Genomic DNA, 16,583 nt, shown 5'->3' on the forward strand with positions numbered 1-16,583 from the left:
CAATCCTGTGCCCATTCCCGCACCCTTGCCGCGCAAAAATGTCCACTTTTCTTCCTGACCCCGAAGTGGACATATGATGGGGCGATGGAGAACACAGACGAGCTGCGGCAGTGGTTCAGGCGGGCGGGCGTGGAGGCGCTGCGCTCTTGCGTGGGTCCGCTTCCGGCGTCGGGGGCGGCGTTGGCGCGCTGGTCGAGCGAGGTGCCGGCGCAGGCGGTCATGTCGGTGAGCCCGCATCCGGGCACCTATCGCTTGGCCCTCATCATGGAGCCGCTCGATGCGCGCATCTGGCACGGCGATACGCCGGTGTGGGGCGGCACCATCGGGGCCAACCGCTTCCGCCTTTGCCCGCCGGGCGAGCAGGGGCGCTGGAGCCAGTTGAGCGGCTGCGATATCGTGAACCTGTTCCTGCCGGTGCCGCTGGTGGACCGGCTGGCCTTGCAGCGCGGCGAGGACGCGGCGGCCACCCTGGCGGCCAGCGCCTTCACGTCCGATCGCATGGTGTGCGAGCTGGTGCGCAAGATGCTCGACGCGCAGGCGCTGGCCGGGCCGCTGGCGGGCGAGCTGTGCGACCATCTCGTGATCGCGCTGGCGTGCTACCTGCTGGAGCATTATTCGCAGCCGTGCGCGGCGGCGTCCAGCACCCTGGGCGGGGCGCGCTTGCGCCGCGTGCTGCGGCATATCGCGCAGCACCTGGACACGCCGCTGGCAAATGCGGAACTGGCGGCGCTGTGCGGCATGAGCGCGGCGCATTTTTCGCGCGAGTTCCACCGCGCGGTCGGCTCCCCGCCGCACCGCTACGTGCTGACCCAGCGTCTGGAGCAGGCATGCAAGGCGCTGGCGGGCGGGACTGCGCGCATCGGCGACATCGCCGACGAATTCGGCTTCCACAGTGCCAGCCATTTCACGCGCGCTTTCACTGCGGAATACGGCCGCTCGCCGGCCGCATGGCGCGCGCACCACAGTAACAATTGTTAAAAGCAGGTTTGTGCAATTTGCGCGCGTTTGTGCAAGCGTGCGCATGGCCGGCGGCCACAGAATCTCCAGACCCTAAAACAAGAATGGAGAGACTGACATGGCATTCATACGATATTCCGCGGCGCTGCTGGCGTTGCTGGCGGCGGGCGTGGCGCAGGCGGACAACATCTCGCTGCGCATCGGTTTCAGCGAGGGCCGCAGCGGCGCGGAATTCAAACCCCTGCACGCGGAGGTGGGCAAATTCGCGCTGACGCCGAACGTGCGCCAGGGCGCGGCGGGCGACCAGTGGCTGGTTGTGGCGAAGGACGCGCAGGGCAGGGTGCTGCATGAGGTAAGCATCAACAACGGCTTGCGGCGCCATGTGGAGACCTTCAACCCGCGCACCGGCGCGATCGAGCAGTCGACCACCGTGCAGCAGCGCGAAGGCAGCTTCGAGGTGTCGCTGCCCTATGACCAGGCCACGGCGAGCGTGGAAGTGCTGCCCAAGCCGGCCGGCGGGGCGAACGCAAAGTCGGCGGCTGCGCCTGCTGCGCTGGCGCGCTTCGGGCGCGCTGCGCTGGAGCAGGCGGTCGGCAATGCGCGGTCGGCGAAACTTGCCGCCGCACCGGCTGCCACGGCCACCACCATCCTCAATAGCGGCAGCGCGGGCACGCGCATGGACTATGTGTTCATCGGCGACGGCTACACGGCGGCTGAGATGGATAAATGGCGCGCGGATGCGCAGAAAGTGATCAACGGCTTCCTGGCCGACCCGCTGTTCAACGCCAACCGCGCATCGATGAACGTGCATCGCGTGGATGTGGCGAGCAACCAGTCCGGGGTGGATGAAATCGACAAAGGCATTTATCGCGATACCGCGATGGACGGCGAGTTCGCCTGCTACAACATCGAGCGCCTGCTGTGCGTGAACAACACCAAGGCCGCCAATATCGCCGCCTCGGTCCTGGCGCCGGATGCGCACGATGTCATCATCGTCATCGCCAACTCGACGCGCTACGGCGGCTCGGGCGGCGCGGTGGCGACGCTGTCGATGCACGCGCAATCGATCGAAGTGGCGCTGCACGAAATCGGCCATACCGCCTTTGCGCTGGCGGACGAGTATGAATACGGCAGCTGCAGCACGAGCGGCGAACCGAGCGAGGTGAATGTGTCGCTGAACGGTACGCGTAGCGTCAAATGGGGCGGCCTGATTTCCGGCAGCACGGCGGTGCCGACCGGCCTTGGCGCCTATCCGAACGGCACGGTGGGCGCCTTCCAGGGCGGCCAGTATTGCGCGACGGGCAAATACCGGCCGACAGAAAACTCGCGCATGCGCACTTTGGGCTATCCATGGCACGCGGTGAACGAAGGCGCGGTGCAGAAAGTCTTTGCCAAGTACACCGGCACCGGCAGCGGCGGCGTAACCCAGACTGGCACGCTGGCGAACGGCGGCAGCGCCTACGCTCCGAGCGCATCGCCGGGCTATGTGTTGGCCGGCGCCGGCACCTTCAGCCTGAAACTGAGCGGAGCGGCCGGGACCGACTTCGACCTCTACCTGTACAAATGGAGCAACAACGCCTGGACCAAGGTCGCCGCCAGCGAAGACACCACCTCCAGCGAGTCGATCAGCTACAACGGCACGGCCGGCTACTATTACGCGCAGGTGAAGTCCTACTCTGGCGCGGGCAGCTATTCGCTGACCTACGCATTTCCCAAGCCCTGAGCGCGTATCAACCCTGGGCGGCGGCGGGGCGCAGTGCGCGCTGGTGCGCCTTCGGCAGGCTGGCCAGCGCCTTGTCGTAGGACCATTGCACCAGCTCGACCAGGTAGTCTTCCTGGAAGCGGCTGACATCGACGATGGTGACCCAGTGGAAGCGGCCCATATAGCGGGCCGGTTTCACACCGGGCATGCCGGTGAGCTCGAGGAAGCGGTCGGGCGTGGCGCGGAAGCTGAAGCGCCACTGCTCGGGCTCGCTGGTCTTGAAGTAGGCAAAGGTCTTGCCGCCGATCTTGTAGCTGAGTACGTTGACCGGCGGCGGGTGCAGCAGGCTATCCGCGCCGGGCAGGCCGGCGCAGTGGGCTTGAAGCTGAGAAATGTCCACTTTTCTTCCTGACCCCAAAACGGACAATTAGTTGAGGGGTTTGCCGTCGTTGTCGAGGCGGATGATTTCGCCCCAGTTGAGCTCGCGGAGCGCGGGCTCGATCTTCTTCACGTCGCCCACCACCAGCCATACCACCTCGTCGGGCTTGATGTATTTCGGCGCGGCGGCGCCCAGCTGCTGCTCGCTCAACGCGCGCATGTTGCCGGCGTATCGGGACCAGTGGTCGGCCGGCAGCTGGAGGTTGATCGTCTGCAGGGCGGCGTTTTCCAATGAGGCCAGGGTCTCGAAGCGGCCGGCCAGGCGCGAGGTCATGTTGCGCATGATGCTCTTGTATTCTTCGCCGGCGATCGGGCGGGCGCCGGCGATGTCCTTGATCTCTTTCGCCAGTTCCAGCATGGACTCCTTGGTTTTGTTGGTCTGTACCGGGGCTTGGATCATGAACGCGCGCTGGCCGCGGACATTCGTCAGCAGGCCTTGCACGCCGTAGCTCCAGTGCTTGTCCAGGCGCAGGTTGCGGTTCAGGCGCGAGGTGGCCATGCCGCCGAAGTTCTGCATCACCGGTTCCATCGCCAGGTCTTCGGCCTGGCCCTGGGCCTGCGACAGGTGGGTGGCGACGATCACCGATTGCGGCGCTTCGGGCTTGTCGATCAGGTAGATGCGTTTGTTGGACAGGCTGCTGCCTGCTGCCACTTCCTTCTTCGGTGCTGCGTCGCCGCGCCATTTGCCGAAGGCCGCTTCGAGCATCGGCTTCAGCTTCTCCAGCGTGGTGTCGCCAGCCACCACCAGGGTGGCGTTGCCGGGCTTGAACCAGTCGGCGTGCCATTTGGCCAGGTCGCCGCGGGTCAGGCCTTCCACCGATTTCTCGCTGCCGCTGGCGGGACGGCCGTAGGCGCTGTCGTTGCCGTAGGCGGCGAAGGCGGCCATGCGCTGGGCCAGTGCCAGGGGATTGGCTTTTTCCTGGCCAATCTGCGCCAGGCGGCGTTGCTTTTGCAGCTTGAACTGGTCTTCCGGGAAGGCTGGATTCAGGGCGGCATCGGCCATCAGCTCAAGCGAGGCTTGCAGGTTGAGCGTGGTGGAGCCCAGGCGCACCAGCGACATATCGGCGGTGGTGGCGGTCAGCAGGCGTGCGCCTTGTGATTCCAGCGCGTCCGACAGTTGGAAGGCGTCGCGCGTTTTGCTGCCTTTGTCCAGCAGGTCGAGCGTGAGCGAGGCCAGGCCGGACTTGGCGCCGCTGTCGGTGGCGCTGCCGGCGTCCACTGCCAGGGTGACGTTGACGATCGGTGCGCCGTGGCGCTCCATCAAAATAACTTTCAGGCCGTTGGACAGGGTGGCGCGCTGCATCTCGGGGAAGCCGACTTGCGGCGCTTCGCCCAGTGCCGGCAGCACCTTGCGGTCGATGCTGGTCTTGCCGGCGGCCAGCTTGGCGGCCGGCGTGACGGTCATCGTGTAGTGGTTGGCGCGCAGCCATTTGTCGGCGCTGGCTTTCACCTCGGCCGGGGTGGCGTCGGCCATCAGCTTGAGGTTGGCCAGGTAGGCGTCGGGCGAGCCGCCGTAGGTCATGGCTTGCGCCAGCACGTCGTTGCGGCCGCCGAAGCCCCCCAGGCGTTCAATCTCGCGCGAGAATTCGGCGAAGCTGGCGGTCTTCACGCGCGCCAGTTCGGCGGCGGTCGGGCCTTTGTCCAGCAGCTCCTTCATCACGGCGTCGATCTCGCGTTCCACTTCGGCCGGGTCGGCGCCTGGCTTAAGGGTGACGGTGACCTGGAAGATGCCGGCGATCTCGGACGGGCGGGCGCCGGCGCCCACGGCGGTGGCCAGGCCCTTGTCGTACATCAGGCGCTTGTTCAGGCGCGCGCTCTTGGAGCCGGCCAGCACGTCGGCAAACAGCTGCAGGCGCTGCGCGTCGGGCGTGCCCCAGCCCGGCATGTGGTAGGCGCGGTAGATGCGCACTTGTGGCACCTGGTCTTCCATGGTGTCGCGGATATTGCGGTCCAGGGTGGGAATCCAGGCGTCGGTGCGGGTCAGGGCCGGGCCGGGGGCGATGCCGTCAAAGTACTTCTTCACCAGCTCCAGCGCACGCTCGGGCGTGATGTCGCCGGACAGCGAAATGACCGCGTTGTTCGGGCCGTAGTAGGTGCGGTACCACTCCTTCACATCCTCCAGCGAGGCGGCCTGCAGGTCTTCCATGTAGCCGATCACCGGCCAGGAATACGGGTGCGAGTAAGGGTACATGCGCTGTACGATCTCGCTGTACACGCGGCCGTACGGCTGGTTTTCGCCCTGGCGCTTTTCGTTGGAGACCACGCCGCGTTCGCGTTCCAGCATTTCCTTGTTGATGTAGTTGCCGAGGAAGCCCATGCGGTCCGCTTCCAGGTACAGCGTGCGCTCCAGCGCCGACACCGGCACGTCTTCAAAGAAGTTGGTGCGGTCGTAGTTGGTGGTGCCGTTGCGGTTGGTGGCGCCCAGGTCGTCCATCGCTTCGCGGAAGCCGTGCGGGTAGTTCTCCGAGCCGTTGAAGAAGAAGTGCTCGAACATGTGGGCAAAGCCGGTCTTGCCGCGCTTCTCGTTGCGCGAGCCGACGTGGTACCACATGTTCACGCCGACCACGGGCACGCTGTGGTCGGTATGCACGATCAGCGTCAGGCCGTTTTGCAGGGTGAACTTCTTGTAGGGGATGGTGTAGGGTTTGAGGTCGAAGGCGGCGGCGCTGGCGGCCGGCTTGGCAGCAGGGGCGCTGTACGCTGGCGCAGCGACGGCGCCGGCCAATGCGGCGGCAACCGCAAGGCGGAGGATAGTGCTCATGGAGGTCCTATGCGTTTGGATGGGTAAGGGCTTCACGCATAAGCATGCATGCTTTTTTTCCAATTGGCTAGTAGTCGGACTTGGCTTATGCTGATATCTGGCTTGTCACTCAGTCACGGCAGATCATGCTAATATTTGGCATATGATCGCTTCCGCCTTGTTTACCCCTGCCCAGCAAAAGCTGCTGGGTTTATTGTTTGTGCGCGTGAATGAGGGGTTCCACCTCAATGAAATCATGCGCCTCACGGGGCTGGGCAGCGCTTCGGCCCAGCGCGAGCTCAAACGCCTGCATGAATCGGGACTGATCGTCTCCGAACGCATTGGTAATGTACGCCAGTTCCGCCCTAACAAAGACAATCTGGTTTACGCCGAGCTGGCCAGCCTGGTCAAAAAGACCTTTGGCCTGGTCAGCGTGCTGAATTCCGCCCTGGCGCCCATGCGCCGCCAGCTCAGTGTGGCGTTCGTCTATGGCACCACGGTCAAGGAAGCGGAAGATTCGACCGGCGCGGTCGAGTTGTTGCTGATCGGCGAGAACACCACCTATGGCGAGCTGCTGAACCGGCTGCCGGTGGCCGAGCGCATCCTGCGCCGCAAAATTAATCCCAACCTGTATTCAGTGGATGACTTCCAGCGCCGCTTGCGCGAGCAGCAGCCCTTCATCGTCAAGATGCTGGAGGACCGCAAAGTGTTTGTGCTGGGCGACGATACCGACCTCGATAACATCATTAAAGATATCCACGCGGAGGATGACCATGGAGACGCGCTTCCGGACTTTTAAGGAGTTCTACCCGTTCTACCTGCAGGAGCATGCCAACAGCACCTGCCGCCGCCTGCATTTCGTCGGCTCCAGCATCGTGCTGCTGCTAGTGGCGGTGGTGATGATCACCGGGGAACTCAAGCTGCTGTGGCTGCTGCCTGTGGTCGGCTACGGCTTCGCCTGGGTCGGTCACTTCTTCTTTGAGCATAACCGTCCCGCCACCTTCAAATACCCCTTTTTCAGCCTACTGGGCGACTGGGTAATGTTCCGCGATATGCTTACGGGCCGGATCGCGTGGTGAGGCGGTGGTGCGCGGCAGGCTGATCAGAATGCGGGTGTAGCGCCCCGGTTCCGATTCGCAGGCAATCTCGCCGCCAAAGGCGCTCACCACACGCTTGCAGAACGCCAGGCCCATGCCGGTGCCGCAGCCGTTGCGGCGCGTGGTGTAGAACGGTTCAAACACGTGGGGCAGCACGTCGGGCTCGATGCCGTGGCCGGTGTCGGTGACCACCAGCCAGTTCTGCATGCCGCGCGAATAGCATTCCACGTCCACCGTGCCGCGCCCGTTGAGCTGCAGCGCTTGCAGCGCATTTTTCAGCAGGTTGTAGAGCACGAACATCAGCAGCACGTCCGAGCCGTAGAAGCTGTATTCATTGCTGATCGTCACGCGTACCTGGGCCCGCTCCGCGCCGGTAAAAGGATAGCAGGCCATCGCCTCGTCCACGCACACCGCCACCGAGTGCACGGCAAAGGTTTCGCGCTGCATGACGCCGTCGCGCGCCGAGGCCAGCAGCATGTCCACGATAAAGTTTGAGCGCGAGACTTCGGCATCGATGCTGCGCGCGATGTCGCCCAGGTGCTGCAGCTGGCGCGCGCCGAGGGCGCCCTTGTGCTCGGGGCGGTAGCCGGCGATCAGCTCGGGCAGGCAGCGCGACAGCATGCGCGTCTGGCTGCGGATGCTGGCCAGCGGCGTGCGCATTTCGTGCGCGATGGTGGCGGCGGCCGCCATGGGGTCGGCCAGCAGGTTGTGGCGCACCATGGCCTGGGCGATCAGGCCCAGCGAGGCGAGGATGAAGGCCACGCCGGGCGGGTACATTTCCACACCGTAGTTGCACAGGTAGTCGCTGGCGGCGCCGAAGTAAATCAGGATGCTGACCAGCACATAGCGCAGCCGTGTGCGCTCGGTGGAGACGGCGCGCTGCTGGCGGCGGTACAGCAGCCAGACGGCGCGCCCGATGACCAGCACGGTTTGCACCAGGTGCAGGGGATGCAGCCAGCCGGCCTTGGGATAGCTGCCGTAGAAGTAGTGCTGCAAGCCCGACAGCACGGCTTCGGTGGTGGGGAGTAGCAGGCCCAGCAGGCAGGCCAGGCCGTAGCTCAGGTACAGGCCGGGGCGGTCGTCCTGGCTGCCGGTGAGTTCGATGATGAAGTGGTAGAGCGTGGTCGGCAGGAACAAGATGGGCAGGTAGCCCAGGCGCGCCAGGGCCAGGGCGGTGGCATCGTCGTGTGTCATGAACAGCAGCGACCAGCTGGCTTGCCAGAAAAAAGTCGTGGCGCATACGGCGAAGAAGCTCAGGCCGACCCGGCTGGGGCCGCGCGAGCGCAGGACGTACAGGCCATACCCGATAAACAGGGCGGAGACCACTGCCGGTATGAGCGAGTACATTGATTATCCTCAGCGATGGTTGCGATTTCTTATTAGCTTATTGGTAAAAAATGGACAAGTATTGAGGAATATCAAGAGTGCTGCGCGCCAATCGTAAAAAGTAGTGGCTGGCACAAGCCGCTTACTTTTTAGGAGAAATGATTCATGTATATGTACGCCCCCGCCTCCGATGCCTCTGCCGCCGCTGAGATGACTTTCCACCACAAGCTGTCCATCTTCCTGAAAGACTCGAACGCCTATGGCAATACCTACTTTGCGCGCTATTTCGAGTGGCAGGGCATTTGCCGGGAGAAGTGGTTTTACGAGTGCATCTCGCGTGACATGCTGCAGGCGGAAGGGGTGTTCATCACCAAGCACGCCCAAAACGACTACCTGCAGGAGACCTTCCCCTTCCAGGAAGTATCGTGCGAGGTGAATACCTACGACGTGCGGCGCTGCTCGTTCTGGCTCGAATTCCGCTTTTATGCGGAAGGTCACCCGGTGTCGGTGGGGCGGCAGCAGATCGTGTTCGCCAACCACGCCAAGCAGATCGCGCCGCTGCCCGAGATCGTGCTCAAGCGCATCAAGCGCTATGCACTGAAAAGGTAGCTTATTCGTAGACCGTGCCGATGCCCAGCAGGCCAGGCAGCGGCACCACCCGCAGCTGCGCTTGCGCCGGCCAGTCGTCCAGGCGCACCGTGGCCACCTGGTACAAGCCCATGCTGCGGTTTTCGAACGGCAGGCCGGGCTGGGCGGCGATACGCTGGGTCGTGCCGTCGTCGCGGCGCAGCTCCACCGCCGCCGCTGTGTCGCCCGGAGCGTAAATGAATTTGATGCCCTTGCAGTCCTTGCCCAACAGGCGCAGGCGGTAGCCAGAGGCGCGCTGGGCGGAAATCAGCTGCTCGCAGGCTTCGCGCAGCATGGCGAGCGGGTACACGCCGTCGTCCCGCATGCGGATCGAGTAGCGGCCGCTGAACTGGTAGTGGCCCTTGCGCCGGTTCAGGCGCAGCACGGCGTCTTCGTCAAAGGCCTGTTTCAGCATGGGCAGGGTGGCGCGGCCCAGGGCGTCGACCGCAATTTCCATATTGGTGCTTTCGCCCTGCAGCTGCAGGCGCAGGCCGTCCATCGGCGTGTCCGGATCGAGCGGACGGATTTGCATGTGCGCCTGGATCAGGGGCCGCTTGGCGACATAGGGCGCAAAGAAGCTGGCCGCCTTGTAGGCATGGCGGTAGCTGTGCCACTCGGCGTCGGCCGGCGCCACCACCTGCACCACGGGCATTTCCTGTTCCTGTTCCGCGCGCGCGGCGCCTGCGAACAGGAGGGCGGCGACTATCAGCAAGGTTCGACGATTCATGAGGCGCCATTGTAGTGCAGGCCGCGCGCGCCACCCCTGCCGAAAGTCATGGCCGTGACTGGCGCCACTGCCGGCGCGCCCCGGGGCCGGGTAGAATTGCGGCGCCATTTACTTTTTGCTACCTATGCCGGCCATTCTTCCCTTCCGCCTGCGCCCGGGCAGTGCTGCCGGCGTTATCCTGCTGGCCAGCCTGGCCGGCGCCGCCATCGAAATCCTGGTGCCCTGGTACCTGGGGCCGGGCAGCGCCGACCTGTTCAGCCCTGCCGGCGTGCTGGCGCGCCGCCTGGCCGGCTGGTTTGCGCCGCCGGCCTCGCTGCTGCGCGCCGGTTCCGAGCATGCCGCAGTGGCACTGCACATCTTCCTGCTGCTGGCCGCGCTGCTGTGCGCGCTGTTTGTCGCGGCCACCGCGTTGCAATTGCAGGCGCGCCGCAGGCTGGGGCCGGGCGCCGAGCGCCTGGTGCTGGCGTTGCAGCTGGGCGCGGCCTGCGCCCTGCATTCGGTGGTGCTGTCGATGGTGCTGGCGGCCATGCTGGCCAGCCACCTGGCGCCGCGCCGCGCGCTGGCGGCGTTGGCGGCCATGCTGGGATTGAATACGCTGACGATTGGCGTGATGGCGGCGCTGGCGCTGCAGGGCGACGTGGCCGCCAACGACCGCAATGCCACGGCCACGGTGCTGTATGTGCTGCTGGAACAACTGGTCGTGCTGCTCACCTTCGCGCTGGGCTGGCTGGCGTCGCGCGAGCGGCGCAGCCGCCAGGCGCTGGCCGCCAAGCATGCGGAACTGCTGGCGACCCAGGTGCTGCTGGCCGATACCATCCGTGAGTCCGAGCGCATGCGCATCGCGCGCGACCTGCACGATTCGACCGGCCACCACCTGACCGCGCTCAACCTGCACCTGGATATTGCGCGGCGCAAAGCCGGCGCGCAGGCCGACGCCTCGCTGCTGACGGCGCACCAGCTTTCCCGCGACCTGCTGGCGCAGGTGCGCACGGTGGTGGCGTCCGAACGGGCGGCGGCCGGCGTTGACTTGCGGCTGGCGCTGCAACGCCTGTGCGCAGGCATCCCGCAGCCGGCGATCACGCTGCGTGTGGCGGACGACTTGCCGGCGGCGGAACCGGCGGTGGCGCATGCCATGTTCTGCTGCGTGCAGGAGGCTGTCAGCAATGCGGTGCGCCATGCGCAGGCCGCCAGCCTGGTCATCGACGTGGCCGTGCGCGAAGGGCGGCTGCATGCCGTGATCGAGGATGACGGCGCGGGACGCGGCACGGCGCCGGAGGGTAACGGCCTGCGCGGCATGCGCGAGCGCCTGGCCATGCTGGGCGGCGCGCTGGAGGCGGACGACTTGCCACGGCGCGGCTTTGGCCTGCGCATCTCGCTGCCGTACGCGGGAGCGCAGCCATGATCCGCGTGGTGCTGGTGGACGACCAGATGCTGGTGCGCAGCGGCATTCGCGGCCTGCTCGATATGACGCCCGATATCCGCGTGGTGGCGGAAGCGGCGGACGGCGCGCAGGCGGCAGCGCTGTTGGCGCGCACCGAGGCCGACGTGCTGCTGCTGGACGTGCGCATGCCGCATTGCTCCGGCATCGACCTGTTGCGCAGCGGCCAGCCGCTGCCGCCGGCCATCCTGCTCACCACCTTCGATGATGAGGAGGCCCTGTTCGACGGCATGCGCGCCGGTGCGCGCGGCTTCCTGCTGAAGGATATTTCGCTGGAGCGCCTGGCGGAAGGCATCCGCACGGTGGCGCAGGGCGGCACCCTGTTCCGCCCCGCACTGACCGAGCGCACGCGCGCCGCCTTCGAAAGCGCGCGCGGCGTGCCGGATGCGGCCAGTGTACTGAGCGAGCGCGAGACCGAGGTGCTGGCGCTGATGGCCGGCGGCTTGAGCAATGCCGAAATCGCGGCGGCGCTGGCGCTGAGCGAGGGCACGGTGAAGAACCATGTGTCGAGCATCCTGGCCAAACTGGGCGTGCGCGACCGCGTGCGCGCCGTGCTGCACGGCCTGGAAATGGGGCTGATCTGATGCGCGCCGCGATACTCTTGCTGCCCCTGCTGCTCGCTGCAGCGGGCCAAGCCGGCGCCCAGTCGCCCGTCACCCTGATGCCGGAGGGCAGCCGAGAAGGCAGTTTCGGCTTCGCCTATGGCGAGGCGTGGACGCGGCAGGGCAGCAATACGCGCGAGACGTCGGTCTATCCCTGGCTTTCCATGGCGTGGAGTAACGGCGCCTTTGTCGAAGGGCTGTCTGCGGGCTGGAAGCTGTCGGAGGACCAGCATTTGCAGTACGGCCCTTTGCTGTCGTTCAGCCGCCGCGCGCAAGGCGTGGGCGGCACCCAGCCGACGCCGGGTGCCTTTGTGCAGTGGCGCGTGCTGCACGACGTCGAGCTGGTGGCGCTGACGGGCGTCGGGGTGCGCGATGGCGCGGTCAAGGCGGAGCTGGCGCTGAACTGGTTTTATCCGGTGGATGCCGACCACACCATGGTGCTGCAGGCCGCCACCGCAAAAGACGAGTTGTGGAGCAATCGCCTTGGCGCGCGCTGGTACTGGCGCCTGGGCCGGCGGCACACGCTGATGACGTCCGTCACCGGCATCCGCCTGGCCGGCAGCAGCGCCCATGCGCCCGGCGTGGAGCGGCGCAGCAGCGTGGCCTGGAGCGCCGGGCTGCTGTACAGTTTTTAGAAGGCGTATTTCAGGCCGGCAGAGTAGCCGCCGCGCCCGAAACGCTGGCCGTTCTTGTTGATGTCGATACGGCCGAAGTGCTCGGCCTCCAGTGTCAGCGTCACTTTGTCCGTCAGCTTGTAGCCCAGGCCCACGCCGAGCAGGGGCGAGAAGCCGCTCTTGTGGCCAGGCGCGCCGGCCAGCTGGTCTATGCTATAGCGTTGCGCGGACACGCCGACGCGGCCAAACAGTTCGAACGAGTCGTTCAGGTGCCAGGTGCCCCGCGCGGCGACGTACAGGGTGTCGGTGGCGATGCCGACCTCGGCACCCGGGGTGCTGAAGCGGTCCTTGCCAAAGCGGGCGTAGCCGGCTTCCAGCGCCAGGCTGTCGCTGAAGTTCATGCCGCCATACAGCTTGAAGCGCAGCGGATCGTTCTTGCTTTCGACGCGGCCTGCGGCGGTGTCCAGGTGGGTGTTGCCGGGGGCGATGATGGCGGCGCCGGCAAAGTAGTCCTGCGCCTTAGCGGTGCCAATGCTGGCGGCGGCCAGCGCGATGATGGTGACGAGGTGTTTCATTGAATCCCTTTCAGTGATGGCACGCTGTGCATGCCGTGCCATCACTTTAGGGAAGACAGGGCGCACGCGCACCTGCCGAAAGTCATGCTGCTGCTTACTTGGCGCTGGCGATCCAGGCGTCGACCTTGGTTTCCAGCAGGGCCAGCGGCACAGTACCGTCGCCCAGCACGATGGCATGGAATTTCGCCAGCGTGAACTTCTTGCCCAGCGCCTGCTCGGCCTTGGCGCGCAGTTCCTGGATCTTCAGCGAGCCAGTCTTGTAAGCCAGTGCCTGCGCCGGCCACACCATATAGCGCTCCGTTTGGTTGCGCGCCACGGCTTCGTCGCCCAGGGTTTCGGTCATGTACTTGATGGACTGCTCGCGCGTCCAGCCCTTGGCGTGCATGCCGGTGTCCACCACCAGGCGCACCGCGCGCAGCATTTCGTCGCTCAGGTGGCCGAAGTACTGGGCCGGATCTTCGAACATGCCCATTTCCTTGCCCAGGGTTTCGGCGTACAGCGCCCAGCCTTCGGTGAAGGCGGTGTTGCCGCCGAACTTGCGGAACTTCGGCATGTCCAGCTCCTGCATCAGGGCGATGTGGAAGTGGTGGCCCGGTTTGCCCTCGTGCAGGTAGAGGGTGTTCATGCCGGTGCTGCCGTATTTTTTCGGATCGGTGACCACGGACCAGAACACGCCAGGGCGCGAGCCGTCCAGCGCCGGCGCCGTGTAGTGGTCGGACGCAGTGTCGCGGCTCAGTTCAGGCTCCAGGCGCAGGTCTAGCTTAGCCTTCGGGATCAGGGTGAACATGGCGGGCAGCTTGGTGTCCAGCACTTTGTCCAGCTTGCGGTACACGTCCAACACTTCCTCATCGGTCTTGAACGGGAAGAATTGCGGCTGCTGCGCGATCCAGCCTGGCAGGCCGGCGGCCGGACCGTTGTAGCCCAGCTTAGGGCCGACCTTGGCGAACTCCGACTGGATGCGCGCCACTTCGCGCAGGCCGGTCTGGTGGATTTCTTCGGCGGTCTTGCTGGTGGTGGTGGAATCGGCGATGCGCGCCTTGTACCAGGCTTCCCCGTTCGGCAGCGCGTTCCAGCCGGTGCTGGTGCGGCAGGCCGGGATGTATTCCTTCTCGACGAAGGCCGCCAGCTTGGCGATGGCCGGATTGACCTTGTCAGCCACGGTGGCGCGGTAAGCGGCGGCCAGGCGCTGCTTGTCGGCGTCGCTGAAGCTGGCTGGGAATTTGCTCACCGGGGTGAAGTAGATGTTCTTTTCCGGCGTCTCGCTGACCAGTTTCTGGAACTGCGGCAGGGCAGCGGTCATGATGGCTTTCGGCTGGGTGATGCCCTTGGCCACGCCCTCCTTCATGTTCGCGATGGCTTGCTCGACCCAGGCCGGCAGCTGGTTTAGTCGGTTCAGGTAAGCCTCGTATTCCTTGACGGTCGTCAGCGGCTGCGACGCGTCGCCGCTGGAGAAGTTGGCCAGGGTGACCGGCATGCTGCCCATATGGTCGATCGGCAGCAGGTGCTCCGGGAACGGCTCGTAGGCCAGGTAGGTTTTCAGCTCGAAGGCCATGACGTCGTAGCTGATACGGTCGCCGCGATTCAGCTGCGCGCGCGGGACGGCTTGCAGGCGCTTGGCGAAGGCGCGGTACAGGTCGAACTGTTTGGCGCGCGTGGCGGGCGCGATGGCGCTGCCGATCTGGTCGTCGAAACGGTTATCGCCGTTCTGGGTCGCGCCCACCGGGTCGTATTTGGCGATGGCATCGTAGTACTCGTCCGCCAGGGTCCAGAACTGCTTCTTCGCCGCCTCATCGCTCTTGGCCGGCGCCTTTTCCACAGCGGCCGGCTTGGCAGCAGCGGCGGTGGCGTAGGCAGGGGCATAAGCCAGCAAAACGGCAGCGGTCAGCGCGCCGAGGGTAATACGATGTTTCATTTGTCGGTCCGTTTAAATGAAGGAGCGACAAGCATACGCGAAGGGTTCCGGCGCTTCAATATGGACTTGGGTAGTCGGGAGGCTGCTTCCGCACCCCTTTGCGGACTATAACTAAGACCGAAAGACATTATCTAGGTCGGTGACGCTATTTGTACATGCGAAAAGCCATCGGGCCCTTCCAATTCCCCAAGCCAAAGCTGAGGCAGACCAGAAAGCCTAAAAAAATGAAATCTTAACAATGAACGGATTCTGTGCACCCATTCCATAACTGACAGCCTGAAGTTAATAGTAGCGCTAGGTTTAAAAGGGTTTTGGCTATGTATCACGCTGCTACAGAGGTCGTATAGCTCAACGAATTCGACACGCGTTAAGAAACCTGAAGTGAGCAATTCAAAATGAAGTTTGCGCGGGATGCCATCAGTTATGACGGGTGGCTCCAACGGTTTTGGATAGAAATCAACGTACATCCGCTCCAACTTGTCTAATAATTCCTTCGCGCGCCAGATTTTCTCTATTCCGGCGTAAACGCCTTCGTAAGCCCTACTGTTAGCTGTGAGCGAACCGAAAGCAATATTCTCTAATATTTTCCTAAGGTTTACAGCTGCTAACTCGTAATCAAAATATTCACTTCCAGTAGTTAAGGATCCCTGGCACATAGATTCAAGGACGGCAAGCCTCAGTCGTATTTCATTGAGAGAATTGCTGTATTTCTTTGCTCGTTCGAGTTCAGAGTTCAAAGGACCCTCCACATTTAGGGTAATCCGTATCGCCGTCTGATTCATTGTATTTTCAACACTGGCATGACTGTCCGCAGCCGAGTGCAGGCTTAATTTTTCATCGCGGGCTCAAGGGCTATCAATTACGATCACCAACGCGCTATGCCCTCCAAATATTGTAACGATTTTTCCTTTATGAACATAGGAATTAAATACCTTACCTGAGTTAGTCGCATCTAGGTGATCTTGCACACTTAGAAAAACGCCACCTTCAAATCCTGTAAGAAGCTGCATAGTATTAGCAGGAATATTCAGTGCATTTGCGGCTAATTCTTTTGCTCTTTTTATACATTGCTCTCCCGCAGGGAAACGATGACTGTCATGGCGGGTACCGTCTACGTTCCAAGAATATTCCCCTCCCAAGCCACGCTTCTTGATGTGCACGTGTTTTCTATCATGCTCTTTCGAGCCGTGGCGAGAATGAACCGATACAGTCCAGTCCCCGATGCGCGTAGTCACTAATTGAAGAATTACCAAGCTCAATGGTGTCTCTCAAATAAAATTGGAAGTCTGGTGTTGGCCGAGGGCAGCCAGCCTATCAAATGCCGTTTAGCCCGTAAGGCGGCAAGTTAAACGCAGAAAAGATCACTCGGGATTCTGAACTGAGTGCTCCCTGCCCAGAGCTTCTAGAATTCTTACCAATTCTGACAAATCGTACCATTCGCGAGGTAGAGCATCAAACCAGTTGAATTGACATGAATGGCTGCCGGACTCAATTTGTAGCTGATAGCTCGTCGGATGGATCGACGCCACTTTTTCGAGCGGAGCGAATTGTAATTTCGCTTGAGCGAGTGTTTCCAAAATTGATTGGCTCAGCTGATCGCTTAACAAGATAGGGTTGCCTATACGAAGCTCCGACAATGGTGGCTCCTGCATCCAATCCATCCCCTGAAAACGACGCGACCAAAGGCGAGCATGCGAGCCAGATGAATCATTTAGCTCAAGACGAAGATACATTCCCCATTGATGTGCACGTTCAAATGGGGGCGAAACAGTAAGGTTTACGATCCAGGTTTTCATTCTGTCCAACTTAAGGCGATGCTTTACGGCGA

Annotated in this window: 17 protein-coding genes; 8 read left to right on the plus strand and 9 right to left on the minus strand. The window is 63.4% G+C overall.

The annotated features are described in order from the left end of the window. Positions 1-84: 84 nt before the first annotated feature. Together GTP41_RS21705 and GTP41_RS21710 are read left to right on the plus strand one after the other, a co-directional pair. On the plus strand, positions 85-978 hold the full coding sequence (locus GTP41_RS21705; RefSeq protein ID WP_161027677.1) for a helix-turn-helix domain-containing protein: 894 nt from the start codon (positions 85-87) through the stop codon (positions 976-978). Between the two features lie 97 nt (positions 979-1,075). Then, the gene (locus GTP41_RS21710; protein WP_161027678.1) at positions 1,076-2,680 is read left to right on the plus strand and encodes a M64 family metallopeptidase; all 1,605 of its coding nucleotides are present in this window, start codon (positions 1,076-1,078) and stop codon (positions 2,678-2,680) included. A gap of 7 nt (positions 2,681-2,687) precedes the next feature. Here GTP41_RS21710 and GTP41_RS21715 read toward each other — a convergent pair whose 3' ends face one another. Both GTP41_RS21715 and GTP41_RS21720 read right to left on the minus strand, forming a co-directional pair. Then, positions 2,688-3,059, minus strand: coding sequence for an MmcQ/YjbR family DNA-binding protein (locus tag GTP41_RS21715; protein ID WP_161027679.1), 372 nt, complete (start codon positions 3,057-3,059; stop codon positions 2,688-2,690). A 27-nt stretch (positions 3,060-3,086) separates the two neighbouring features. After that, a complete protein-coding gene (locus GTP41_RS21720; protein ID WP_161027680.1) occupies positions 3,087-5,858 on the minus strand; it encodes a M16 family metallopeptidase in 2,772 nt (923 codons plus the stop codon). 142 nt (positions 5,859-6,000) lie between these two features. On the opposite strand from GTP41_RS21720, the gene GTP41_RS21725 reads away from it, so the two are divergent. After that, positions 6,001-6,636 carry a winged helix-turn-helix domain-containing protein gene (locus GTP41_RS21725; protein WP_161027681.1) on the plus strand — a complete coding sequence of 212 codons (636 nt, stop codon included), beginning with the start codon at positions 6,001-6,003 and terminating at the stop codon, positions 6,634-6,636. Next, on the plus strand, positions 6,605-6,916 hold the full coding sequence (locus GTP41_RS21730) for an Mpo1-like protein (RefSeq protein WP_161027682.1): 312 nt from the start codon (positions 6,605-6,607) through the stop codon (positions 6,914-6,916). Before GTP41_RS21725 ends, GTP41_RS21730 begins: the two co-directional genes overlap by 32 nt. Here GTP41_RS21730 and GTP41_RS21735 read toward each other — a convergent pair. Further along, positions 6,860-8,281, minus strand: coding sequence for a sensor histidine kinase (locus GTP41_RS21735; protein ID WP_161027683.1), 1,422 nt, complete (start codon positions 8,279-8,281; stop codon positions 6,860-6,862). The two genes, GTP41_RS21730 and GTP41_RS21735, sit on opposite strands and share 57 nt — an antisense overlap. A 144-nt stretch (positions 8,282-8,425) precedes the next feature. Here GTP41_RS21735 and GTP41_RS21740 point away from each other — a divergent pair, with 144 nt between their 5' ends. Beyond that, complete coding sequence (locus GTP41_RS21740; protein WP_161027684.1) at positions 8,426-8,869, plus strand: acyl-CoA thioesterase; 444 nt, start codon at positions 8,426-8,428, stop codon at positions 8,867-8,869. Between the two features lies 1 nt (position 8,870). Here the strand turns inward: GTP41_RS21740 and GTP41_RS21745 are convergent, their stop codons facing one another. Continuing rightward, positions 8,871-9,614, minus strand: coding sequence for a hypothetical protein (locus GTP41_RS21745; RefSeq protein ID WP_161027685.1), 744 nt, complete (start codon positions 9,612-9,614; stop codon positions 8,871-8,873). A 124-nt stretch (positions 9,615-9,738) separates the two neighbouring features. Here GTP41_RS21745 and GTP41_RS21750 point away from each other — a divergent pair, with 124 nt between their 5' ends. The 3 genes from GTP41_RS21750 to GTP41_RS21760 are packed head-to-tail and all read left to right on the plus strand — an operon-like array spanning position 9,739 to position 12,289. Next, a complete protein-coding gene (locus GTP41_RS21750) occupies positions 9,739-11,016 on the plus strand; it encodes a sensor histidine kinase (protein WP_161027686.1) in 1,278 nt (425 codons plus the stop codon). After that, positions 11,013-11,636 (plus strand): response regulator, encoded by a 624-nt coding sequence (locus GTP41_RS21755; protein ID WP_161027687.1) that lies wholly within the window; start codon positions 11,013-11,015, stop codon positions 11,634-11,636. Before GTP41_RS21750 ends, GTP41_RS21755 begins: the two co-directional genes overlap by 4 nt. Next, positions 11,636-12,289, plus strand: a complete 654-nt coding sequence (locus GTP41_RS21760) for a porin family protein (RefSeq protein ID WP_161027688.1) — start codon at positions 11,636-11,638, stop codon at positions 12,287-12,289. Before GTP41_RS21755 ends, GTP41_RS21760 begins: the two co-directional genes overlap by 1 nt. Here the strand turns inward: GTP41_RS21760 and GTP41_RS21765 are convergent. From GTP41_RS21765 to GTP41_RS21785, 5 genes are all read right to left on the minus strand, one after another. Continuing rightward, on the minus strand, positions 12,286-12,843 hold the full coding sequence (locus tag GTP41_RS21765) for an outer membrane beta-barrel protein (protein WP_161027689.1): 558 nt from the start codon (positions 12,841-12,843) through the stop codon (positions 12,286-12,288). The two genes, GTP41_RS21760 and GTP41_RS21765, sit on opposite strands and share 4 nt — an antisense overlap. 94 nt (positions 12,844-12,937) lie before the next feature. After that, positions 12,938-14,755 (minus strand): DUF885 domain-containing protein, encoded by a 1,818-nt coding sequence (locus GTP41_RS21770; RefSeq protein WP_161027690.1) that lies wholly within the window; start codon positions 14,753-14,755, stop codon positions 12,938-12,940. Positions 14,756-14,886: 131 nt separating this feature from the next. Then, positions 14,887-15,492, minus strand: a complete 606-nt coding sequence (locus GTP41_RS21775; protein WP_161027691.1) for a hypothetical protein — start codon at positions 15,490-15,492, stop codon at positions 14,887-14,889. A 108-nt stretch (positions 15,493-15,600) separates the two neighbouring features. Next, complete coding sequence (locus tag GTP41_RS21780; RefSeq protein WP_371867381.1) at positions 15,601-15,990, minus strand: DUF6367 family protein; 390 nt, start codon at positions 15,988-15,990, stop codon at positions 15,601-15,603. 126 nt (positions 15,991-16,116) lie between these two features. Beyond that, positions 16,117-16,551, minus strand: coding sequence for a hypothetical protein (locus GTP41_RS21785; RefSeq protein WP_161027693.1), 435 nt, complete (start codon positions 16,549-16,551; stop codon positions 16,117-16,119). Positions 16,552-16,583: the final 32 nt, after the last annotated feature.

Origin of the sequence: Pseudoduganella guangdongensis, from assembly GCF_009857475.1 — a bacterium.
Lineage (GTDB): Bacteria > Pseudomonadota > Gammaproteobacteria > Burkholderiales > Burkholderiaceae_D > Rugamonas > Rugamonas guangdongensis.